Origin of the sequence: Citrobacter sp. Cc139, assembly GCF_030334645.1 — a bacterium.
Classification (GTDB): Bacteria; Pseudomonadota; Gammaproteobacteria; order Enterobacterales; family Enterobacteriaceae; genus Citrobacter; species Citrobacter werkmanii.
In genome coordinates, this window is sequence record NZ_JAOWDM010000093.1 from 283,103 (window position 1) to 304,556 (window position 21,454).

General features: G+C 53.0%; 23 protein-coding genes and 2 pseudogenes. 8 read left to right on the forward strand and 17 right to left on the reverse strand.

What is annotated here, in order from left to right:
* Nucleotides 1–8: 8 nt before the first annotated feature.
* Nucleotides 9–902: an N-acetylmuramic acid 6-phosphate etherase gene (murQ, locus tag OGV69_RS22655; protein WP_069324433.1), complete on the reverse strand. Its 894-nt coding sequence runs from the start codon at nt 900–902 to the stop codon at nt 9–11.
* Nucleotides 903–1,019: 117 nt separating this feature from the next.
* Between murQ and OGV69_RS22660 the strand changes: the two genes are divergently transcribed.
* Entirely contained in the window at nt 1,020–1,868 is an 849-nt protein-coding gene (locus tag OGV69_RS22660) for a MurR/RpiR family transcriptional regulator (protein WP_038642693.1), read from the forward strand.
* A 55-nt stretch (nt 1,869–1,923) separates the two neighbouring features.
* Complete coding sequence (locus tag OGV69_RS22665) at nt 1,924–2,184, forward strand: YfhL family 4Fe-4S dicluster ferredoxin (protein WP_038642696.1); 261 nt, start codon at nt 1,924–1,926, stop codon at nt 2,182–2,184.
* On the opposite strand, the gene acpS is transcribed toward OGV69_RS22665, so the two are convergent.
* From acpS to rseD, 12 genes and pseudogenes are all read right to left on the reverse strand, one after another.
* Nucleotides 2,181–2,561, reverse strand: coding sequence for a holo-ACP synthase (gene acpS / locus OGV69_RS22670; RefSeq protein ID WP_038642698.1), 381 nt, complete (start codon nt 2,559–2,561; stop codon nt 2,181–2,183). The genes OGV69_RS22665 and acpS overlap by 4 nt on opposite strands.
* Nucleotides 2,561–3,292: a pyridoxine 5'-phosphate synthase gene (gene pdxJ / locus OGV69_RS22675; protein WP_003838383.1), complete on the reverse strand. Its 732-nt coding sequence runs from the start codon at nt 3,290–3,292 to the stop codon at nt 2,561–2,563. The genes acpS and pdxJ overlap by 1 nt, the downstream gene beginning before the upstream one ends.
* An 11-nt stretch (nt 3,293–3,303) precedes the next feature.
* Nucleotides 3,304–4,032, reverse strand: a complete 729-nt coding sequence (gene recO, locus OGV69_RS22680; protein ID WP_038642700.1) for a DNA repair protein RecO — start codon at nt 4,030–4,032, stop codon at nt 3,304–3,306.
* 11 nt (nt 4,033–4,043) lie between these two features.
* Complete coding sequence (era, locus tag OGV69_RS22685; RefSeq protein ID WP_038642702.1) at nt 4,044–4,949, reverse strand: GTPase Era; 906 nt, start codon at nt 4,947–4,949, stop codon at nt 4,044–4,046.
* Nucleotides 4,946–5,626, reverse strand: a complete 681-nt coding sequence (gene rnc / locus OGV69_RS22690; protein ID WP_003037579.1) for a ribonuclease III — start codon at nt 5,624–5,626, stop codon at nt 4,946–4,948. The genes era and rnc overlap by 4 nt, the downstream gene beginning before the upstream one ends.
* 269 nt (nt 5,627–5,895) lie before the next feature.
* Nucleotides 5,896–6,870, reverse strand: a complete 975-nt coding sequence (gene lepB, locus OGV69_RS22695) for a signal peptidase I (RefSeq protein WP_038642704.1) — start codon at nt 6,868–6,870, stop codon at nt 5,896–5,898.
* 15 nt (nt 6,871–6,885) lie between these two features.
* On the reverse strand, nt 6,886–8,685 hold the full coding sequence (gene lepA, locus OGV69_RS22700) for a translation elongation factor 4 (protein ID WP_038642706.1): 1,800 nt from the start codon (nt 8,683–8,685) through the stop codon (nt 6,886–6,888).
* Nucleotides 8,686–8,955: 270 nt separating this feature from the next.
* Nucleotides 8,956–9,420, reverse strand: coding sequence for a SoxR-reducing system protein RseC (gene rseC / locus OGV69_RS22705; protein WP_042306646.1), 465 nt, complete (start codon nt 9,418–9,420; stop codon nt 8,956–8,958).
* A complete protein-coding gene (gene rseB, locus OGV69_RS22710) occupies nt 9,417–10,373 on the reverse strand; it encodes a sigma-E factor regulatory protein RseB (RefSeq protein WP_038642710.1) in 957 nt (318 codons plus the stop codon). Before rseB ends, rseC begins: the two co-directional genes overlap by 4 nt.
* On the reverse strand, nt 10,373–11,023 hold the full coding sequence (rseA, locus tag OGV69_RS22715; protein ID WP_008785497.1) for an anti-sigma-E factor RseA: 651 nt from the start codon (nt 11,021–11,023) through the stop codon (nt 10,373–10,375). Before rseA ends, rseB begins: the two co-directional genes overlap by 1 nt.
* Before the next feature lie 31 nt (nt 11,024–11,054).
* A complete protein-coding gene (rpoE, locus tag OGV69_RS22720; protein WP_003037573.1) occupies nt 11,055–11,630 on the reverse strand; it encodes an RNA polymerase sigma factor RpoE in 576 nt (191 codons plus the stop codon).
* Nucleotides 11,627–11,792, reverse strand: a pseudogene (rseD, locus tag OGV69_RS22725) (rpoE leader peptide RseD). The gene rpoE and the pseudogene rseD overlap by 4 nt, the downstream one beginning before the upstream one ends.
* A gap of 263 nt (nt 11,793–12,055) precedes the next feature.
* Here rseD and nadB point away from each other — a divergent pair.
* Entirely contained in the window at nt 12,056–13,678 is a 1,623-nt protein-coding gene (gene nadB, locus OGV69_RS22730; RefSeq protein ID WP_038642714.1) for an L-aspartate oxidase, read from the forward strand.
* On the opposite strand, the pseudogene trmN reads toward nadB, so the two are convergent.
* Nucleotides 13,663–14,399 (reverse strand): annotated as a pseudogene (gene trmN, locus OGV69_RS22735) (tRNA(1)(Val) (adenine(37)-N(6))-methyltransferase TrmN). The gene nadB and the pseudogene trmN sit on opposite strands and share 16 nt — an antisense overlap.
* A gap of 132 nt (nt 14,400–14,531) precedes the next feature.
* Between trmN and srmB the strand changes: the two are divergent.
* On the forward strand, nt 14,532–15,860 hold the full coding sequence (gene srmB, locus OGV69_RS22740; RefSeq protein WP_038642718.1) for an ATP-dependent RNA helicase SrmB: 1,329 nt from the start codon (nt 14,532–14,534) through the stop codon (nt 15,858–15,860).
* 18 nt (nt 15,861–15,878) lie between these two features.
* Here the strand turns inward: srmB and OGV69_RS22745 are convergent, their stop codons facing one another.
* Entirely contained in the window at nt 15,879–16,775 is an 897-nt protein-coding gene (locus OGV69_RS22745; RefSeq protein WP_114140338.1) for a LysR family transcriptional regulator, read from the reverse strand.
* 102 nt (nt 16,776–16,877) lie between these two features.
* Here OGV69_RS22745 and eamB point away from each other — a divergent pair, with 102 nt between their 5' ends.
* The gene (eamB, locus tag OGV69_RS22750; protein ID WP_038642722.1) at nt 16,878–17,465 is read left to right on the forward strand and encodes a cysteine/O-acetylserine transporter; all 588 of its coding nucleotides are present in this window, start codon (nt 16,878–16,880) and stop codon (nt 17,463–17,465) included.
* A 78-nt stretch (nt 17,466–17,543) separates the two neighbouring features.
* Here eamB and grcA read toward each other — a convergent pair whose 3' ends face one another.
* Nucleotides 17,544–17,927, reverse strand: a complete 384-nt coding sequence (gene grcA / locus OGV69_RS22755; protein WP_005121223.1) for an autonomous glycyl radical cofactor GrcA — start codon at nt 17,925–17,927, stop codon at nt 17,544–17,546.
* A 317-nt stretch (nt 17,928–18,244) separates the two neighbouring features.
* On the opposite strand from grcA, the gene ung reads away from it, so the two are divergent.
* Nucleotides 18,245–18,934: a uracil-DNA glycosylase gene (gene ung, locus OGV69_RS22760; RefSeq protein ID WP_042306632.1), complete on the forward strand. Its 690-nt coding sequence runs from the start codon at nt 18,245–18,247 to the stop codon at nt 18,932–18,934.
* 33 nt (nt 18,935–18,967) lie between these two features.
* Here ung and OGV69_RS22765 read toward each other — a convergent pair whose 3' ends face one another.
* The gene (locus OGV69_RS22765) at nt 18,968–20,047 is read right to left on the reverse strand and encodes a tRNA/rRNA methyltransferase (RefSeq protein ID WP_038642726.1); all 1,080 of its coding nucleotides are present in this window, start codon (nt 20,045–20,047) and stop codon (nt 18,968–18,970) included.
* Between the two features lie 207 nt (nt 20,048–20,254).
* Between OGV69_RS22765 and trxC the strand changes: the two genes are divergently transcribed.
* Nucleotides 20,255–20,674, forward strand: a complete 420-nt coding sequence (trxC, locus tag OGV69_RS22770; protein ID WP_069324431.1) for a thioredoxin TrxC — start codon at nt 20,255–20,257, stop codon at nt 20,672–20,674.
* A 69-nt stretch (nt 20,675–20,743) separates the two neighbouring features.
* Entirely contained in the window at nt 20,744–21,442 is a 699-nt protein-coding gene (tapT, locus tag OGV69_RS22775; RefSeq protein WP_069324430.1) for a tRNA-uridine aminocarboxypropyltransferase, read from the forward strand.
* Nucleotides 21,443–21,454 lie beyond the last annotated feature (12 nt).

The window sequence follows — 21,454 nt, forward strand, 5'->3', positions numbered from 1 at the left end:
TACACCTCTTAGCGTTCTAACGCCGCGCGTAAAAAACCCTGGTGAGCGGCAAGCTTTTCGCGGGCGGCAGCGGCGTCCAGGCCGGTGAGCGCCATTAAAATGGCGGGTTTAACCTCAAAGTCAGTCTGCTTTAACAAAGCTTGCGCCTGCTCACGCGCAATGCCAGTGGCCTCGACCACCATGCGACACGCCCGATCGACCAGTTTGACGTTGGTTGCCTGCATATCCACCATCAGGTTCTGATACACCTTGCCAAACTTCACCATCGCACCGGTGGAGATCATATTGAGCACCAGTTTTTGCGCGGTACCGGATTTCAGTCGTGTTGACCCCGTCAGGGCCTCCGGCCCTACCACGGGGGAGATGGCAATATCCGCTTCATGAGCAATAGGAGAATCCGGATTGCAGGAAATCGCCACCGTTGTACAGCCTACCGTCCGGGCATATTTCAGCCCACCAATCACATACGGCGTACGACCTGACGCCGCCAGACCAACCACCAGATCCTCTGGAGTAAGGTTGAGCGTACGCAGATCGTCTTCACCTAACTGCGGGTTATCTTCCGCGCCTTCAACCGCCTTCAGCAACGCGCCCGGCCCTCCGGCTATCAGGCCAACCACCAGACCGTGCGGTACGCCGAAAGTTGGTGGGCATTCAGAGGCATCCAGCACGCCAAGACGCCCGCTGGTACCCGCGCCCATGTATATAATGCGTCCGCCCGCTTTAAGCGCATCCGCCGCCGCATCGACCGCTCGCGCAACGTCAGGAAGAGTGGCTTTTACTGCTTGTGCTACCAGCGTATCCTGTTGATTAAAACGATGAACCAACTCCAGCGTGGAGAGCGCATCAAGATCCATGGTCTGAGGGTTACGGGTTTCTGAAACTAATGCACCGAGATTCATTTTTTGGTCCTTAGGAATTTTTAATTCATAATAATCTGTCATAATGGAATATTATATTCATCCAGGCGAGGGAAATTTTGTTTTGTAATCGCCATCACGTTTTCGCCAGGAGACAGCATGAACTGTTTAATTCGCATTCGTCAGCGTTACCCGGATCTCGCGCAAAGCGATAAAAAAATTGCGGATTATCTCCTTGCTCAACCAGATACCGCGCGTCATCTCAGCTCACAGCAGTTGGCCTTCGAAGCGGGCGTCAGCCAGTCCAGCGTAGTGAAGTTCGCGCAAAAATTGGGTTTTAAAGGATTTCCGGCACTGAAACTGGCGATTAGCGAAGCGCTGGCCAGTAATCCCAACCCCCATTCTGTTCCGGTGCATAACCAGATTCGGGGTGATGACCCGATGCGTCTGGTGGGCGAAAAGCTGATTCAGGAGAACGTGGCGGCGATGCATGCGACGCTGGATATTAACAGCGAAGAAAAACTGTTGGAGAGCGTCACGATGTTGCGCTCTGCCCGACGTATTATTCTGACCGGTATTGGCGCATCGGGTCTGGTCGCGCAGAACTTTGCCTGGAAGCTGTTGAAGATTGGTTTTAACGCGGTAGTCGAACGTGATATGCACGCCCTGCTGGCGACGGTGCAGGCGCTTTCTCCAGACGATTTGTTGCTGGCTATTTCGTACACCGGTGAGCGCCGCGAACTTAATCTGGCGGCAGATGAAACGCTGCGTACCGGGGCCAAAATTCTCGCCATCACCGGATTTACGCCCAATGCCCTGCAGCAACGCGCAAGTCATTGTCTGTATACGATTGCCGAGGAACAGGCCACGCGCAGCGCCGCGATCTCCTCCACCCACGCGCAAATGATGCTCACCGATTTACTGTTTATGGCGCTGGTGCAGCAGGATCTGGAGCATGCCCCGGAACGCATTCGTCACAGCGAAGCGCTGGTAAAAAAACTGGTCTGAGCAAAGAATGCGCGTATAATGCCCGCCCGATTTGTGATGTTTTGAGAGTTTCCTGATGGCCCTGTTAATCACTAAAAAGTGTATCAATTGCGATATGTGCGAACCTGAATGCCCGAATGAGGCGATTTCGATGGGTGACAGCATTTACGAGATTAACAGCGACAAATGTACGGAATGCGTAGGCCATTACGACACGCCAACCTGCCAGAAGGTGTGCCCGATCCCCAATACTATTTTGAAAGATCCGGCACATTTAGAGAGTGAAGAGCAGTTGTGGGATAAATTCGTCCAGATGCATCACGCGGACAAAATCTAACTTTCAATAATCACCGTGGCGCAGGCGTAGTGACGCTCATCGGCCAGCGTCACATGCATATGGGCGACGCCGAGTTTTTCCGCCAGGTTTAACGCCTCTCCCCATAACCGCAGACGCGGCTTACCGAGCTCGTCGTTGAAAACCTCAAACTGGTTGAATGCCAGGCCGTTGCGGATACCCGTACCAAAGGCTTTTGCTGCCGCTTCTTTAACCGCAAAACGCTTCGCCAGAAAACGCACCGGCTGCTGATGCGTCTCCCAGATTGCCCATTCGTTGTCGCTGAGCACGCGTCTTGCCAGACGGTCACCGGAGCGGGAGATCACCGCTTCAATGCGGGCAATCTCCACGATATCCGTACCTAATCCCAAAATCGCCATTAGCCACGCGCTTCCAGCATCAGGCGTTTCATTTCTACTACCGCGTCTTTCAGACCGCTCATCACTGCGCGTCCGATAATGGCATGACCGATGTTCAGTTCGTGCATTTCCGGGATCCGCGCGATGGCTTTAACGTTGTGGTACGTCAGGCCGTGACCCGCATTCACCTTCAGGCCAAGGCTTGCGGCAAAGGTCGCCGCTTTGGCGATACGCGCCAGTTCGCTGGCCTGTTCCGCGTCAGTTTTCGCATCAGCGTAACAGCCGGTGTGAATTTCAATAAACGGCGCGCCAACTTCAGCAGCGGCTTTAATCTGTTCTTCGTCGGCATCGATGAACAGCGAAACCAGAATGCCAGCATCCGCCAGGCGTTTACAGGCGTCGCGCATTTTGTCGCGTTGACCGGCGACGTCCAGACCACCTTCGGTGGTAACTTCCTGGCGTTTTTCCGGCACCAGGCAGCAAAAATGCGGCTTCGTCTCAACGGCAATGGCCAGCATCTCTTCGGTTACCGCCATTTCCAGATTCATACGGGTATCCAGCGTCTGGCGCAGAATACGCACGTCTCTGTCGGTAATATGGCGACGGTCTTCACGCAGATGCACGGTAATGCCGTCTGCGCCCGCCTGTTCAACGATAAACGCCGCCTGAACCGGGTCCGGGTATGCGGTGCCGCGAGCATTACGTAAAGTGGCAATGTGGTCAATGTTGACGCCTAACAGTAATTCAGCCATGACAATCCTCGTTAATCATTTTTAATTTTTACTGCGCGTTTTGGCATAAATTGCCGGAACAGTTCCCGGCTTTTTAACGGCTTACCACCAAGATACGGCTTTAACGCCATGCGGGTAAAGCGTTTCGCAGCGCGAAGCGTATCAGCATCCGGAAATTCACGCGACTCAAGCGCTTTCAGATGGCGTCCGGTAAAGGTGGCATTATCAATCACGACACTTGCGATAAATCCTTTCTCTTCCCGATAGCGATAGGTCATGGTGTCATCTACCGGCTCACCGCTACCCGCGCAGTGGGTAAAATCCACGCCATAACCCAGATGACCGAGTAAAGCCAGTTCAAAGCGACGCAAGGCAGGCTCTGGCGAACCCGTCGCGCCTGCCAGCGCCTGAATACAGTTCAGGTAGTCGAAAAAGAGTTCAGAAAAGCGGGTCTCGTATTCAAGCACGCGTGAGATAAGCTCGTTGATATACAGACCGCTGTACAACGTAATACCGCTTAGAGGGAGTGCCAGAGAGACGGCTTCGGCGCTACGCAAGGTTTTGACCTCACCACGTCCACCAAAGCGAAGCAGTAACGGCGTAAAAGGCTGGAGTGCGCCTTTAAGATTAGAACGTTTGGAACGCGCGCCTTTGGCTACAAGGCGCACGCGGCCCGATTCTTCCGTGAAGACGTCCAGCACGAGGCTGGTTTCGCTCCACGGGCGGCTATGCAGGACAAAAGCGCGTTGCCAGCCCTCCATCGGGGTTATTCTCAGAGATCGTCGCCGTAACCGAGGCTGCGCAGCGCGCGTTCGTCATCGGCCCAGCCGGATTTCACTTTCACCCACAGTTCAAGGTGAACAGGCGCTTCGAACATCTCCTGCATGTCTTTACGCGCTTCAATACCGATGGTTTTAATTTTGGCCCCTTTGTTGCCAATCACCATCTTCTTCTGCCCTTCACGTTCGACAAGGATCAGACCGTTGATATCGTAGCCGCCGCGCTCGTTAGAGATAAAACGCTCAATCTCAACGGTGACGGAATACGGCAGTTCAGCGCCCAGAAAACGCATCAGCTTTTCACGGATGATTTCAGAGGCCATAAAACGCTGAGAACGATCGGTGATGTAATCTTCCGGGAAGTGATGAATTGCTTCCGGCAGATGCTTGCGTACGATACCCGCAATGGTATCAACATTCAGACCGGTCTCGGCAGAGATCGGCACGATGTCGAGAAAGTTCATCTGGCTGGCCAGGAACTGCAGGTGCGGCAGCAGCTCGGCTTTTTCCTGAACATTGTCTACTTTGTTCACCGCCAGAATTACCGGGGCTTTACCATCACGCAGCTTGTTGAGCACCATTTCGTCGTCCGGCGTCCAGCGAGTGCCTTCCACAACGAAAATCACCAGCTCAACATCACCAATCGAGCTGCTCGCCGCCTTGTTCATCAAGCGGTTAATGGCACGTTTTTCTTCCATATGCAGGCCCGGGGTATCAACATAAATCGCCTGATACGCGCCTTCGGTATGGATGCCAACAATACGGTGACGAGTTGTCTGAGCCTTACGAGAGGTAATAGAAATCTTCTGCCCAAGCAGATTATTCAACAAGGTGGATTTGCCAACGTTCGGGCGGCCGACGATGGCAATAAATCCGCAGTAAGTTTTATCGATGCTCATTCCAGCTCCAGTTTTTTCAACGCCTGTTCGGCGGCAGCCTGCTCAGCCTTACGACGGCTCGAACCTGTGCCAACCACCGGTTCACTCAGGCCGCTGACCTGGCAGTGGATAGTAAATTCTTGATCGTGAGCTTCACCACGGACCTGCACCACCAGGTAGGACGGCAGCGGCAGGTGGCGACCCTGCAAATATTCCTGCAGGCGCGTTTTCGGATCTTTTTGTTTGTCGCCTGGGCTAATTTCATCCAGACGGGTTTGATACCAATTCAGGATCAGTTGTTCAACGGTTTGAATATCGCTGTCGAGGAAGACGCCGCCGATCAAAGCTTCAACGGTGTCCGCCAGGATCGATTCACGACGGAAACCGCCGCTTTTCAGCTCGCCTGGTCCCAAACGTAAACATTCACCGAGGTCAAACTCACGGGCTAATTCTGCCAGCGTATTACCGCGAACCAGCGTCGCGCGCATGCGGCTCATATCACCTTCATCCACACGCGGGAAACGGTGATATAACGCATTAGCGATGACAAAGCTCAAAATAGAGTCGCCTAAAAATTCTAAACGCTCGTTATGTTTGCTGCTGGCGCTACGGTGAGTTAATGCCTGCTGCAACAGCTCCTGATGATTAAAAGTGTAGCCCAGCTTCCGTTGAAGCCGATTAATTACGATGGGGTTCATGCGATACCAATAAATGAATGCGTCAACAATTCAGCACACGAAACAGACCTGATATACGTCATTCACTTAGCCATCTGGCATCGTCTGAATGCTTTTGTATACAAACCAACGCTGTTTCGTGTGCCGTGGCAACCTGTCGGTGCCAACCTAAAACTTCGGGGGAATATTCTATACACAACGACAAGGGATGTCGTTAGTCTGCGGGAATTTATCCGAGAAATAATTCACGTTGTCGCCATAATGACGACAACGTGAACGATTATTAGCAATTAATGAATACCGCCAATACGGCTTAAACGCACGCCGGTCGGCCATTCACCCTCTTGCTTGTCGAAACTCATCCAGATTGCAGTCGCTTTACCCACCAGATTCGCTTCCGGCACAAATCCCCAGTAACGGCTGTCCGCGCTATTGTCACGGTTATCACCCATCATGAAGTAGTGTCCCGGTGGGACGATCCAGGTCGCCAGCTGCTGGCCAGGCTGACGGTAGTACATCCCTACCTGATCCTGCGCGATTGGCACGGTCAGAATGCGGTGCGTTACCTCACCGAGCGTTTCTTTACGTTCAGTGAGACGAATACCGTTCTCTTTCGTTTCGTTCAACGGAACTTCAAAGAAACCGCTGGTCGCTTCCCCGCCGTTGCGACGAGCAAAGGTCTGCACAAAATCACTTGGCTGAACATCGGAGTAGGTTACCGGCAGCGCATTTTCACACGCCTGACCGGAGCTGCAACCAGGCTGAATAGTCACCTCTTTCGCCACCGGATCGTACGTCACTTTGTCTCCCGGTAAACCGACAGCGCGTTTGATGTAATCCAGGCGCGGATCTTCCGGGTATTTAAACACCACGATATCACCGCGTTTCGGATGGCCGGTTTCGATCAACGTTTTCTGGTAAATCGGATCTTTAATCCCGTAGGCGAATTTCTCCACCAGGATAAAGTCGCCAATCAACAGCGTCGGCATCATCGAACCTGACGGGATCTGGAACGGTTCATAAATAAACGAACGCACCACCAGCACGATAGCTAATACCGGAAAAACGGATGCGCCAGTTTCCAGCCAGCCCGGCTTAGGGGCCACTTTTTTCAGCGTTGCTTTATCCAGTGAATCACCTGCAGCAGCTTGCGCTGCTGCCTGACGCTCCCGGCGTTTTGGCGCGAAAATGAATTTATCTACGCACCATAAAATGCCCGTCACTAGTGTGGCAATCACCAGAATCAGGGCAAACATGTTCGCCATGCCAACTCCTTAAGATTATTTGCTGTCTTTACCGACATGCAGAATGGCGAGGAACGCTTCCTGCGGCAGTTCGACGTTACCGATCTGCTTCATGCGCTTTTTACCCTCTTTCTGTTTTTGCAGCAGCTTTTTCTTACGGCTGATATCGCCACCGTAGCATTTCGCCAGAACGTTTTTACGCAGTTGCTTCACCGTTGAACGCGCGATGATGTGCGTGCCGATGGCCGCCTGGATCGCGATATCAAACTGCTGGCGCGGGATCAGATCTTTCATCTTCTCGACCAGCTCACGGCCACGGCTCTGGGAGTTGTCGCGGTGAGTGATCAGCGCCAGCGCATCGACACGTTCGTTATTGATGAGGACATCAACACGCACCATGTCAGACGCCTGGAAGCGTTTGAAGTTATAGTCCAGCGACGCATAGCCGCGGGAGGTCGACTTCAGGCGGTCGAAGAAGTCGAGTACCACTTCCGCCATCGGAATTTCATAGGTCAGCGCGACCTGGTTACCGTGATAAACCATGTTGGTCTGTACGCCACGTTTCTCGATACACAGCGTGATGACGTTACCAAGGTAAGCCTGCGGCAGCAGCATGTGACACTCGGCGATCGGCTCGCGCAGTTCGTAGATGTTGTTCAGCGGCGGCAGCTTGGACGGGCTATCGACGTAGATTGTCTCCTTCGCCGTGGTTTCCACTTCGTAAACTACGGTCGGCGCGGTAGTGATCAGATCCAGATCGTATTCACGTTCCAGACGTTCCTGAATGATCTCCATGTGCAACAGGCCGAGGAAGCCGCAGCGGAAGCCAAAGCCCAGCGCGGTTGAGCTTTCCGGCTCATAGAACAAGGAAGCGTCGTTCAGGCTCAGCTTGCCGAGCGCATCACGGAAGTTTTCGTAATCGTCAGAGCTGACCGGGAACAGACCGGCATAAACCTGCGGTTTCACCTTCTTGAAACCTGGTAGCGCTTTCTCTGCCGGGTTACGCGCAGACGTTAAGGTATCACCCACCGGGGCGCCAAGGATGTCTTTAATCGCACAAACCAACCAACCTACCTCGCCGCATTTCAGCTCGGTACGGTCAACCTGTTTCGGCGTGAAGATACCCAGACGGTCAGCGTTATAAACCTGACCGGTGCTCATCACTTTAATCTTGTCGCCTTTACGCATGGTGCCGTTTTTAATACGCACCAGCGAAACCACACCCAGGTAGTTATCGAACCAGGAGTCGATGATCAGCGCCTGCAATGGGCCTTCCGGATCGCCTTCCGGCGGCGGAATGTCGCGCACCAGACGTTCCAGCACGTCGGTCACGCCCACGCCGGTTTTCGCCGAGCAGCGTACTGCGTCGGTGGCGTCGATGCCGACGATATCTTCAATTTCTTCCGCTACACGCTCAGGGTCAGCGGCTGGCAGGTCAATTTTGTTCAGTACCGGCACCACTTCCAGATCCATTTCCATGGCGGTGTAGCAGTTGGCCAGCGTTTGCGCTTCTACACCCTGCCCGGCGTCAACCACCAGCAGTGCGCCTTCACAGGCGGCAAGCGAGCGGGAAACTTCATATGAGAAGTCGACGTGGCCCGGGGTGTCGATAAAGTTAAGCTGATAGGTTTCACCATCAGATGCTTTGAAATCGAGCGTCACGCTCTGCGCTTTGATAGTAATACCGCGCTCACGCTCAAGATCCATCGAGTCGAGAACCTGCGCTTCCATTTCACGGTCAGACAGGCCACCGCAGATCTGGATAATACGGTCAGACAGCGTCGATTTACCGTGGTCGATGTGAGCAATGATTGAAAAGTTACGTATGTTCTTCATATAGAGTAATTATTGTGCCTTACGCCCGCCTGAGCAGGCTCTGAGAAGTCGCTGATCTGAGCTTAACGTCTGTTTAAGTGAAACGCCGCATTCTACACTACAACGCTGAGGCGAGGAAACGTTCATAGAGCAAGGATAGCGGGAACTGGAAACAACCTTACAAAGTCGGTGAAACTTTTGCCGGATGGCAGCATAAACGCCTTATCCGGCCTACGCCTGCATCTGAAAACGCGGTAGGCCTGATAAGCGCAGCGCCATCAGGCAAAGATATCACTGCTGGGTTTCAACGCGAATAAGATCGGGCGGGAGGGCAACGTTCAGAATGACCGGCTGCCAGGCTTCACGTTCAGCAAGCTTACGGGAATATCCGCGGGCGATCAGGAATCCGCCCACGCCACCCAGTACAGCCCCGCTTAAAGCTGCCAGGTCGGAGCCAAACAGCACCTGGAACAGCGCCGCGAAAAGAAAGAGCCCCGCCAGCGGAGACATATAAACCAGCATCGCCGATCCCAACAGGCTCCTCTCGGCAATGCCCAGCTCAACTTTTTGACCAGGGGCCAATGGCTCATCGCTGGGTACCACAATAGTGTGCGTGGTCTGCGGTCCAAGTTTATTCAGCACGCGGCTCCCGCACCCGGCCCGGGAAGCACAGCTGCTACATGACGCTTTCACATCACAGCTGACCGTCGCCAGACCATTTTGCCAGGAAACGACTGTCGCCCACTCTTTGATCATTGTGCGGCCCTGAACTTAATATTGTCCGCGATACGCTTCGCCGTTTGTGGCGGCAGTTCGCCCACTATCGTAATTTCCGCGTTATCACGCACGCTGGTGCTGACCGTTCTACGCCCGGTTCGCAGCAGTTGATCGGTGCTGTTTTGCGTCGCACGGTTTACGTTCACGGAGAAACTGAACAGGCCATCCGAATAAAGGCGTGATTCAATCGGCATGTTATCCATGGTCGGCAGCGGACGTCGACTGCTGGAGACTTCACTAAAGCCTTGCGGCACCCATGACGGACTCCAGTTGAAGTTGGTTTTTTCACCCGCGGGAACCGACAGCAACGGCGGTAGATTGGCTTTCGCCAGCGTCTGCATGCTGTCGCTAACGCCGTTGTTTACGGTAAAGGCGATGACGCGGAACTGTTCCAGCGTTTCGCCATCACGATCGAGAAGATCGACACGCATCGGTAGCTTGGTTTCGGTGTCCATCCAGACGATATAGCTGTAACGGGTGCCGTCACGAGCGACAACGCGGATCACTTCACAGAGCCGATCGGCAATGCGAGTGCGGCCTACTGAAATAAAATCATAGTAGGGTGCAAGGCGTTTGAAGTCGGTATAAATCAGGGATGGCAATGAATCAACGATATAGTCGCCGTTCAGCGTGAACGGTTCGAGCCCAGGCTCGAAATAACTTATTTCATTGCCGCGTTGCACCACTTCCCGGCGCGGTCCATCCAATTGCAACAACTGTGCTAACGGACGGTTATCCTGGCGGGCATGGCGATAACGTAGGGATTCAACACCCTGTTTATTGATGCTGACAAATGACAGCTCATAGGTTAGCGACTGGCTGGCCAGATTCATCTGCTGCAACAACGCCCCGGACGCAGGATTGGCCGAGGCGTTTACAGAGAAGAACAGGCTACCAGCCACAAGTGACATGGCAAACCAAAGTTGCTTCATTACTGCGATTGCGTTCCTAAAGTTTGAATTCCTGGCACCTGCACAGCGGCTTGCTGTGTTTGCGCCTGCTCAAACTGAAGCTGTTCAGAGTGCAGTCGACGTTGCAGTTCGTAATCCTGCAACATGGCATTAATACGACGACGCTGCTCCTGTACCTGCTGTTGCTGACCGCCGCTGGCTGTCGCGTCAGAAGGTACACCCAGGCTTACCGGACTGGCTTTACCCATCATCGGTAATGTATTAAATACCGGCGTTTCGGGCTGCTGGGACGTTTCAGATTGACCGTTATAGTGCTGGACGCCAACAATAACTGCAAGTGATACACACGCAGCCACCCCCATTTGGGTAAGCTGCGCGGCCCACGGACGCATTTTCTTCCAGAATGGCATTTTCTGCCACTGGTGCGGTGCTGGCTGGGCCTCAGGAATCAATGGCGCCGTCTGACGTACTGGCTCATCCTGGATGGCAGCCATAACGCGGGCGGAAATATCGAAATGGAGAACGTCGGCGGTATCACCTCGCATGGAATCGCGAATCAGGTGATAACTCTCCCAGGTTTTTTGCATTTCCGGGTCGTGAGTCAGCTCTTTAAGCAACTCAGTATCCAGCGTTTCGCCATCCATTAAAGCGGAAAGTTTTTCTTTCTGCATGCCTAATACCTTTTCCAGTATCCCGCTATCGTCAACGCCTGATAAGCGGTTGAACTTTATTATCAATAGCTTCCCTCGCTCGGAAGATACGTGAACGCACCGTACCTACCGGACAATCCATGATAGCGGCTATCTCTTCATAGCTCAGGCCATCCAGCTCCCGCAAGGTTATTGCCATGCGTAAATCTTCCGGGAGGGACTCAATAGTTCGGAAAACTATCTGTCTCAGTTCTTCTGACAACATTAAGTTCTCAGGGTTCGAAATTTCTTTCAGTGCACCGCCACTTTCGTAGTTTTCTGCTTCAATCGCATCTATATCACTGGAAGGTGGACGACGCCCCTGAGCGACCAGGTAATTCTTCGCTGTATTGACTGCGATACGATACAGCCAGGTATAAAAAGCACTATCCCCCCGGAACGAGTCCAGCGCACGATAGGCCTTGATAAATGCTTCTTGTACTACATCGGGTACATCGCCCGACGGTACATAGCGAGAAACCAGACTCGCCACCTTATGCTGATAGCGGACTACCAGTAGGTTAAAGGCTTTCTGATCTCCCTTCTGGACCCGTTCTACCAGGACCTGGTCCGTTAACTGCTCGCTCATCCGAGGTAAAGTCTCCCCAAACCAAATTTCCACGCGCTGTCGAAACGCCACTCCATAAGCTTCACTATGAGCAAGCAAATGCTTAGAGTGCTCAAGTTTCGTAAAGTTCCGTTACGCATTTGTTTTTTGTTTGTCATGTTGTAGACAGGTCTTATCTCTCATTATAAGTCTACATAACCCGATCAACGCACTATCTGTAAGAAATGCCCATTTCACCGCTTGCAGAGTAACCCAACGGCCACTTTATTTCATCACATAATCTGATGCTAACGGCCTGCTTCACAAAATAATTTTGCTCATTTCGGCCTCGTCATACTTTTTCTTTCATGTTTAGCCATTGCAACACATTTAAAAATAAAACGTGCAGCAACGCGTATTCTGGTGCTATTGTGAGCAAACACTGTTTAGTAAATTAAACAAACATTATGAATACAACTCCTGAATTATCCTGTGACGTGCTGATCATTGGCAGCGGAGCTGCCGGACTCTCGCTGGCGCTGCGGCTGGCTGAGAAACATCAGGTTATTGTACTGAGCAAAGGTCCTGTTAGCGAAGGCTCGACGTTTTATGCTCAGGGTGGTATTGCCGCGGTTTTCGATGAAACCGACAGTATCGACTCCCACGTTGAAGATACGCTGGTTGCCGGGGCCGGACTTTGCGATCGTCATGCGGTAGAGTTTGTCGCCAGCAATGCCCGCACCTGTGTGCAGTGGCTTATCGATCAGGGTGTGTTATTTGATACGCAGGTTCAGCCCAACGGTGAAGAGAGTTATCACCTGACCCGTGAAGGCGGTCATAGTCATCGACGCATTCTGCATGCTGCGGATGCTACCGGTAAAGAAGTCGAAACCACCCTTGTCAGCCAGGCGCAAAATCATCCTAACATACAGGTTCTAGAGCGCAGTAATGCCGTCGATCTGATTGTCTCTGATAAAATCGGCCTGCCGGGAACGCGTCGGGTTGTTGGGGCCTGGATCTGGAATCGTAATAAAGAAGCTGTCGAAACCTGCCATGCGAAGTCAGTGGTGTTAGCTACCGGCGGCGCGTCAAAAGTGTATCAGTACACTACCAATCCGGATATCTCCTCGGGGGACGGGATTGCGATGGCCTGGCGCGCGGGATGTCGTGTCGCCAATCTTGAATTTAACCAATTTCATCCAACGGCGCTGTATCATCCGCAGGCGCGCAATTTCCTGCTGACCGAGGCGCTGCGTGGCGAAGGCGCGCACCTGAAGCGCCCGGACGGCTCGCGCTTTATGCCCGATTTTGACGAGCGTGGCGAACTGGCTCCCCGCGATATCGTCGCCCGTGCCATTGACCATGAGATGAAGCGTCTGGGCGCTGACTGCATGTTCCTCGACATCAGCCATAAACCGGAAGCATTTGTTCGTCAGCATTTCCCGATGATTTATGAAAAACTGCTGGGACTGGGCATCGATTTGACCAAAGAGCCGGTCCCTATCGTCCCTGCCGCGCACTATACCTGCGGCGGCGTGATGGTTGATGACTTTGGCCGCACGGATGTCGACGGTCTGTATGCCATCGGCGAAGTGAGCTATACCGGCCTGCATGGCGCCAACCGTATGGCGTCGAACTCATTGCTTGAGTGCCTGGTTTACGGCTGGTCAGCCGCTGAAGATATCGACAGGCGAATGCCTTACGCACGCGGTGTCAACACACTTCCCGCCTGGGATGAAAGTCGTGTGGAAAATCCGGATGAGTTGGTGGTGATTCAGCATAACTGGCATGAGCTGCGCTTATTTATGTGGGACTACGTCGGGATTGTGCGTACGACTAAGCGCCTGGAGCGCGCGCTGCGCCGTATCACCATGCTGCAACAGGAAATCGACGAGTATTACGCCCATTTCCGCGTGTCGAACAATTTGCTGGAACTGCGCAACCTGGTGCAGGTTGCCGAGCTGATTGTACGCTGCGCAATGATGCGCAAAGAGAGTCGGGGCCTGCACTACACGCTGGATTATCCTGAACAACTTCCCGAGTCAGGCCCGTCCATCCTCTCGCCGCTAAGTCATCACATAAACAGATAAAACGCCTGGGTCAGCGCCGTGTAACCTTCAGAGTAACGTTGGTCTGGCCCACGGATAACCAACCTGTCGCTAAAGCACCCCCGGCCTGCGGGGAGAATGCCAACAATACACGATGTGGTAGCCGGGCCTCAGTTTCTGCCACATCCGTACGTAAACGCAAATGCCAGCCCATACTTAATGCCTGCTGGGTAAAGGCGTTACCAATTTGTTCCGGCAGCACGACACAAAAAAAACCATCTTCTGTAATACTCCCCGCCGCCAGCGCCAGCAATGCTTCATGATCGAGCGCGGTCGTGTAACGTGCCTGCTCGCGCTGCGGCGTGGCGCATTCCACTCCCTGTTCATAATAAGGTGGATTGCTGATAATCAAATCAAAACGCACGGTCTGGCGTGGTATCCATTGCTGCGCATCTGCTGTATGAACGCTGACGCGATGCATCCACGGAGATTGCGCGATGTTCTCCTGCGCCTGCTGCGCGGCGTCAACATCAAGCTCCACGGCGTCAATGATGACATTTTCATCAGTACGCTGGGCCAGCATCAACGCCAACAGGCCGCTCCCGGTACCAATATCCAGGATCCGTTTTACGCCCGCAACGGGGGCCCAGGCCCCTAATAAAATACCGTCCGTTCCGACTTTCATCGCACAACGATCATGCGCCACAAAAAACTGCTTAAATGTAAATCCATTACGTCTAAGTACGGATGTAGACTGGGGCATGGAGAACAACCTTCCTGGGGAAAAAAGACGATAACATAGGATAAAAACAATACCTGAGAAGCTATATCCATACAAACAGATGAAGATTGCAGCCGTAACGTCTATAATCAGCGCCCCACACAGAGGTAGAACATGACTGTAACGACTTTTTCCGAACTTGAACTCGATGAAAGCCTTCTGGATGCCCTCCAGGAAAAAGGTTTCACTCGCCCGACCGCCATTCAGGCTGCCGCCATTCCGCCTGCGCTCGATGGCCGTGATGTACTCGGTTCTGCGCCGACAGGCACCGGTAAAACGGCGGCATATTTGCTGCCAGCGTTGCAGCACCTGCTCGACTTCCCGCGCAAAAAATCTGGCCCACCGCGCATTTTAATTCTGACGCCAACGCGCGAACTGGCGATGCAGGTTGCCGACCACGCCCGTGAACTGGCGAAGAATACGCATCTGGATATCGCCACAATTACCGGCGGCGTGGCTTACATGAACCATATGGAAGTCTTTAGCGAAAACCAGGATATCGTGGTCGCCACCACCGGTCGCCTGCTGCAATACATCAAAGAAGAGAATTTCGACTGCCACGCGGTTGAAACGCTGATCCTCGATGAGGCAGACCGTATGCTGGACATGGGCTTTGCCCAGGACATCGAACATATCGCCGGTGAAACCCGCTGGCGTAAGCAGACGATGTTATTCTCTGCCACGCTGGAAGGCGACGCGATTAAAGATTTTGCCGAGCGCCTGCTGGAGGATCCGGTTGAGGTTTCGGCGGATCCCTCGACCCGCGAACGCAAGAAGATCCATCAATTTTACTACCGTGCCGATGACATCGAGCACAAAACGGCTCTGCTGATCCATCTGTTAAAACAGCCGGAAGCGACCCGTTCGATTGTTTTTGTACGTAAGCGTGAGCGTGTGCACGAGCTGGCAGGCTGGCTGCGCCAGGCTGGCATTAATAACTGCTATCTCGAAGGCGAGATGGTACAGATCAAGCGTAACGAAGCGATCAAACGCCTGACCGATGGTCGTGTGAACGTACTGGTTGCGACCGATGTTGCCGCTCGCGGGATCGACATTCCTGATGTTAGCCACGTGTTTAACTACGACATGCCGCGCAGTGGTGATGCCTATCTACACCGCATTGGCCGTACCGGCCGCGCTGGCCGTAAAGGTACCGCGATTTCTCTGGTTGAAGCGCACGACCACCTGCTGCTTGGTAAAGCGAGCCGCTATATCGACGAACCGCTGAAGGCGCGCGTTATTGACGAACTGCGTCCGACAACTCGCGCGCCAAGTGAGAAATCTAACGGCAAGCCGTCCAAGAAAGTGCTGGCGAAGCGCGCCGAGCAAAAAGCCAAAGAAAAAGAGAAACCGCGCGTGAAGAAACGTCACCGCGACGCCAAAAATATCGGCAAGCGTCGTAAGCCGAGCGGAACGGCTCCCCAGCAGTCCGACAAAGAGTAAAACCGTATGCCGGGCCGTTTAGCCCGGCATTTTTTCATGCGTCGCAAAGCTCTCTTCAATACACTCAATAAACACCCGCATCGCCGGGCTAACGACTTTTCCAGCATGGTAACCGCACAATGCCGTAATTAACTCCGGCTGTTCGCTGAACGGTAACTCAACCAATTCCCCTGAACGGAGCTCCTTCTCAACGGCAAAACGCGGCAAAAAACTGACGCCAAGATTTGCCGATACGCAGTGCTTGATGCTCTCAATACTCCACAACTCAATCGTATTTTCCAGCGTAATATGACGCTTACGCAGTAGCCCTTCGAAGCGTTGTCTGAAAATACATTGCGGTTCATTAATGATAAAGCTGCAGGGAATGTGCTGGTGATGCCGGGTGAAATCAACGTGCTGCAGCAGAGGCGACGCAACCAGCACCAGTGACTGATCGCCCAGCGGTATCATCTCAAGTGCATCATCATTACCAACACGATAAAACACGCCCAGATCAACCTCATCACCGAGCAACGCATCGCGAATGACATAGCAGTTGAGCGACTGTAAGGACAACCGCACATGAGGCGCGCGTTGTTTAAATCGCTGTAGAACCTGCGGCATTTTATACGCCAGCAGCGTTTCGCCGGTCGCAACGCGTAGATCGCCGCTCGGCTGCGCATCCTGCTGCGCTGACTGACGAATCGATGCCATCACGCGGGTCAGGTCGTGTATATGCGGCATCAACCGTTTGCCCTCACTGGTGAGACACATTCTGCGGCCAATTTTTTCGAACAGCTGCACCGAAAGCTCTTGCTCAAGCTGTTGAATATGAAACGTCACGGTCGATTGCGTACAACAAAGCTTTTGTGACGCCCGCAGGAACGACCCCTCTTCCACCACCGTTTTTAACGTAATAAACCGACGTAAATCCATCCGCACCAACCCATCGAAAATATCGAACTCAGAATGCAAAAACATTCATTTTTTTAAATGTTTTGACTCGGGTACTGTCTACCAAAACAGAGGAGATAACAAGTGACCCCCATACTTTTAAGCGCATTCTGGACCTATACATTGATTACCGCGCTAACCCCCGGCCCAAATAACATCCTTGCGCTCAGTGCTGCGACGTCACACGGTTTTCGCCAGAGCACGCGCGTGCTTGCCGGGATGAGTCTGGGCTTTTTAATCGTCATGCTGATATGCGCCGGGATTTCGTTTTCGCTTGCCGCGATGGATCCTGCCATCATCCACTGGCTCAGTTGGGCAGGCGCGGCATATATCTTGTGGCTGGCATTGAAAATCGCCACCAGCCCGGCGGCAAACGATAATTTGCAGTCCGAACCGATCGGCTTCTGGGCGAGTTTTGGCTTGCAGTTTGTTAACGTCAAAATCATTTTGTACGGCATTACCGCGTTATCCACGTTCGTACTGCCCTATACGCAGGATGCACACTGGCTGATTGGGGTGAGTATTCTGCTGGCGCTGATCGGCACCTTTGGTAATGCATGTTGGGCGCTGGCAGGCCATCTTTTTCAGCGCCTCTTTCGCCGTTACGGCCGACAGTTGAATATCATTCTGGCGCTGCTGTTAGTGTATTGCGCAGTACGAATTTTTTACTAACGGATATAAAAAAGCGGAAGACGCGCTGGCATCTTCCGCTTTTGATTCTCTGCTAAACGGGGTTATTCCCCGCGAGCCTTACAGGCTCTCAGTAAAGGTACGAGCAATAACGTCGCGCTGCTGTTCTGGGGTCAGAGAGTTGAAACGTACCGCATAACCAGAAACACGGATGGTCAGCTGCGGATATTTTTCCGGATGCTTAACCGCATCTTCCAGCGTTTCGCGACGCAGAACATTCACGTTCAGGTGCTGACCACCTTCCACGCGAACTTCCGGCTGCACGTCTACCGGCACTTCACGGTATTCGATTTCACCCAGTTTGCTGACGGCAACGACGTCATCCGCATTGAAACCTGCTTTCGCAACGATGCAGCGTGCTTCGCCTTTTTCGCTGTCCAGCAGCCAGAAAGAGTTCAGCAGGTCGTCGTTTGCAGCTTTAGTAATCTGGATACCTGTAATCATTTGATGCCTCCCCGGCAAAATTATTTGATCTCGGTTGGCCGTCATCCGGCCAATTGGTAAAACCATTGTTGCTTGAGTGTATATATACCCCTCACACACCCTTGAATCTTTGATTTAAATCAATAAAAACCACACATGAAAAGTGGTGATAGGTGGATTTTATTGTTTTACATCAACTTACGCCACGTACACAGCTAAACTTTTTACATAAATTTTCAACTATCTTTAAGGCCCATGCCGTTGAGAAACGTACAGAATTTTGCGACGTGGTAAGAAGCAGTTAAGCTAGAGGGATTGAAAATTCGCAGGAGAGCGAGATGGCCACCGAATTAACCTGGCACGATGTGCTGGCAGATGAGAAACAGCAGCCTTATTTTGTTAACACGCTACATACTGTCGCTGGCGAGCGTCAGTCGGGTATGACAATTTACCCGCCGCAAAAAGATGTGTTTAACGCTTTTCGCTTTACCGAACTTGGCGACGTGAAAGTCGTCATCCTGGGGCAGGATCCTTACCACGGTCCAGGCCAGGCACACGGTCTCGCGTTCTCTGTTCGTCCGGGTATTGCCACTCCCCCATCGCTGCTGAACATGTACAAAGAGCTGGAAGCGACGATTCCTGGCTTCACGCGCCCAACGCACGGTTATCTGGAAAGCTGGGCACGTCAGGGGGTGCTGTTACTGAATACCGTACTCACCGTCCGCGCCGGTCAGGCACATTCGCACGCCAGCCTGGGCTGGGAAACCTTCACCGATAAAGTCATCAGCTTGATTAATCAGCATCGCGAAGGCGTCGTTTTCCTGCTCTGGGGTTCACACGCACAAAAGAAAGGCGCGATTATTGATACCCAACGTCACCATGTGTTGAAAGCGCCGCACCCGTCACCGCTCTCCGCGCATCGTGGTTTCTTTGGCTGCAATCACTTTGTACTGGCTAATGAATGGCTGGAACAACGAGGTGAAAAACCGATTGACTGGACGCCGGTGTTACCTGCAGAAAGTGAGTAAAAAAATGCCAGCGATTCGCTGGCATTTTTATTATCAGGCTTTGTTCTGACGCCACCACTCCGCGAGCAGTACGCCGGTTGCCACAGATACGTTGAGCGTTTCAACGTTACCCGTACCGTCAATCGCCACGCACAGGTCGTCGGCTGAGCATGCCGCTTCCGGCAGCGCTTCACGCTCACGCCCTAATACCAGCACCATTTTTTCCGGCAGCGTGGTAGTAAACAACGGTTTGCCTTTCACGCTTGAGGTCATCACTACCGTGTAACCTGCCTTACGGAAGTCGTCCAGCACATCGACAATGCTGTCACCGGTGATCGGCTGAACATGCTCTGCGCCACCTTCAGCGGTACGGATTGCCGCACCTGATTCCAGCAGCGCCGCATCCTGTACCACCACGCCTTTCACACCAAAGTGGGCGCAGCTACGCATCATTCCGCCCAGGTTGTGCGGGTTAGCGATGTCTTCCAGAGCCAGTACGCAGTCCTGCGCCCCAGCCTGACCCACCCACTGCTTAACGGTGGTACCGTTACGTTTTTTGATCAGGAAACAAACACCGCCATGGTGCTCAGTACCGGAGGCTTTCGCCAGCTCAGCTTCATCAACCACATGGTAGGCTTTACGGTTTGCCGCCATCCAGCGTAATGCTTCTTTAAAGCGCGGGGTGACGCTCTGCACGAACCAGGCGCGAACAATAGCGTCCGGACGACTCTGGAACAGAGCCTGACAGGCATTTTCACCGTAAACGCGGGTTTCTTCCGCGCGCTGACGACGTAAGACTTCAGGATCGATAAAACTCTTGCCGCTAATGCCACCATGATCGGCTTTATCCTCAGCATCATCATTCGGTGCGCGGGACACGGTACGCCATGGTGAATCTTCACGTCTGCGATCGCGTTCTGCATCGCGGTCACGACCACGTTCACGGCCGCGTTCGCTGTTCGGCCCCTTTCTGTCATCACGGGCAGGGCGACGACCGCCTTCGGCTCGGGAAGTACCGGGGCGTCCGCCGCCTTTACCAGTACGTGGATTTTGGGTGCGTTTATCCGAGTCATCGTCACTGCGGACGTACATCACTTTGACCTTGCCGTTTTTGTTCTTCAGTTCGTCGCTCATGTTTTTCTCCACCTGCTCTGCGCGAAGCGCGCAGATTACCCGATGTGCACGTCGTTAGCCATTATTTCATTTAAAAGCTAAGGACTATTGTACTCATTGAATAAAACGCATTGTTGTTTAGAACAGACTCCCCGATAATATGTAACATAATAGAAACATACTGGCGTCACTGCCATGAAGTCCACACTACTCATCCAGAGGTTAGTTATGAATACCGTTTGTACCAGCTGCCAGGCTATCAACCGCATTCCCGACGATCGTGTCCAGGAAGCGGCTAAATGCGGACGCTGTGGTCACGACCTGTTCGATGGGGATGTGATCAATGCGACCGGTGAAACACTGGATAAACTGTTAAAAGACGATCTCCCGGTGGTGGTTGATTTTTGGGCCCCCTGGTGCGGACCATGCCGTAACTTTGCCCCAATTTTTGAAGATGTCGCGGAAGAGCGTAGCGGTAAAGTACGTTTTGTTAAAGTGAATACAGAAGCCGAGCGTGAACTCAGCGCCCGCTTCGGCATCCGCAGTATTCCGACCATCATGATCTTCAGAAAAGGTGAAATCGTCGATATGCTTAATGGCGCCGTACCTAAGGCTCCGTTTGATAGCTGGCTTAACGAATCATTATAATCTCTGCGGGGCGCATCTTGTGCCCCGTTTTCACCTCTGCGACAATAGCGTTTTTCAACGTGTTCCCCCATGACCGATAACGCAGTTCTTCAGTTACGCGCTGAGCGCCTCGCGCGCGCCACGCGTCCTTTCCTCGCCCGAGGTAACCGTATTCGTCGCTGCCAGCGCTGCCTGCTGCCGCTAAAGCTCTGCTTATGCGCAACGTTAGTACCGTCTGAGGCCAAAAGCCGTTTTTGTCTGGTCATGTTTGATACAGAGCCGATGAAGCCCAGTAACACGGGACGTTTAATCGCCGATATTTTGCCCGATACCGCGGCTTTTCAGTGGTCACGCACCGAACCGCCGCAGGCGCTGCTTGAACTGGTGAAAAATCCTGATTACCAGCCGATGGTGGTATTCCCGGCTTCCTATGCGGGCGAAGAGCGCGAAGTGATTTTCACGCCGCCGACCGGCAAACCGCCGTTGTTTATTATGCTCGATGGCACCTGGCCGGAAGCGCGTAAAATGTTCCGCAAAAGCCCGTACCTCGACAACCTGCCGGTGATCTCCGTTGATTTATCGCGCCTTTCTGCTTATCACCTGCGTGGTATTCACGCCGAAGGGCAATACTGTACTGCCGAAGTCGCCATCGCTTTGCTGGATCTGGCTGGCGATAGGCAAGCTGCGGAAGGGTTAAGCGATCACTTCACTCGCTTTAAAACCCGTTACCTGGCAGGAAAAACTCAACATCAGGGAAGCGTCACAGCAGACTCGACAGAAAGCGTTTAAAATCATTCGGTC

Coding starts and splice junctions, on each gene's coding strand:
- murQ (WP_069324433.1), bottom strand. CDS start 902: ATGAATCTCGGTGCATTAGTTTCAGAAACCCGTAACCCTCAGACCATG.
- OGV69_RS22660 (WP_038642693.1), top strand. CDS start 1,020: ATGAACTGTTTAATTCGCATTCGTCAGCGTTACCCGGATCTCGCGCAA.
- OGV69_RS22665 (WP_038642696.1), top strand. CDS start 1,924: ATGGCCCTGTTAATCACTAAAAAGTGTATCAATTGCGATATGTGCGAA.
- acpS (WP_038642698.1), bottom strand. CDS start 2,561: ATGGCGATTTTGGGATTAGGTACGGATATCGTGGAGATTGCCCGCATT.
- pdxJ (WP_003838383.1), bottom strand. CDS start 3,292: ATGGCTGAATTACTGTTAGGCGTCAACATTGACCACATTGCCACTTTA.
- recO (WP_038642700.1), bottom strand. CDS start 4,032: ATGGAGGGCTGGCAACGCGCTTTTGTCCTGCATAGCCGCCCGTGGAGC.
- era (WP_038642702.1), bottom strand. CDS start 4,949: ATGAGCATCGATAAAACTTACTGCGGATTTATTGCCATCGTCGGCCGC.
- rnc (WP_003037579.1), bottom strand. CDS start 5,626: ATGAACCCCATCGTAATTAATCGGCTTCAACGGAAGCTGGGCTACACT.
- lepB (WP_038642704.1), bottom strand. CDS start 6,870: ATGGCGAACATGTTTGCCCTGATTCTGGTGATTGCCACACTAGTGACG.
- lepA (WP_038642706.1), bottom strand. CDS start 8,685: ATGAAGAACATACGTAACTTTTCAATCATTGCTCACATCGACCACGGT.
- rseC (WP_042306646.1), bottom strand. CDS start 9,420: ATGATCAAAGAGTGGGCGACAGTCGTTTCCTGGCAAAATGGTCTGGCG.
- rseB (WP_038642710.1), bottom strand. CDS start 10,373: ATGAAGCAACTTTGGTTTGCCATGTCACTTGTGGCTGGTAGCCTGTTC.
- rseA (WP_008785497.1), bottom strand. CDS start 11,023: ATGCAGAAAGAAAAACTTTCCGCTTTAATGGATGGCGAAACGCTGGAT.
- rpoE (WP_003037573.1), bottom strand. CDS start 11,630: ATGAGCGAGCAGTTAACGGACCAGGTCCTGGTAGAACGGGTCCAGAAG.
- nadB (WP_038642714.1), top strand. CDS start 12,056: ATGAATACAACTCCTGAATTATCCTGTGACGTGCTGATCATTGGCAGC.
- srmB (WP_038642718.1), top strand. CDS start 14,532: ATGACTGTAACGACTTTTTCCGAACTTGAACTCGATGAAAGCCTTCTG.
- OGV69_RS22745 (WP_114140338.1), bottom strand. CDS start 16,775: ATGGATTTACGTCGGTTTATTACGTTAAAAACGGTGGTGGAAGAGGGG.
- grcA (WP_005121223.1), bottom strand. CDS start 17,927: ATGATTACAGGTATCCAGATTACTAAAGCTGCAAACGACGACCTGCTG.
- ung (WP_042306632.1), top strand. CDS start 18,245: ATGGCCACCGAATTAACCTGGCACGATGTGCTGGCAGATGAGAAACAG.
- OGV69_RS22765 (WP_038642726.1), bottom strand. CDS start 20,047: ATGAGCGACGAACTGAAGAACAAAAACGGCAAGGTCAAAGTGATGTAC.
- trxC (WP_069324431.1), top strand. CDS start 20,255: ATGAATACCGTTTGTACCAGCTGCCAGGCTATCAACCGCATTCCCGAC.
- tapT (WP_069324430.1), top strand. CDS start 20,744: ATGACCGATAACGCAGTTCTTCAGTTACGCGCTGAGCGCCTCGCGCGC.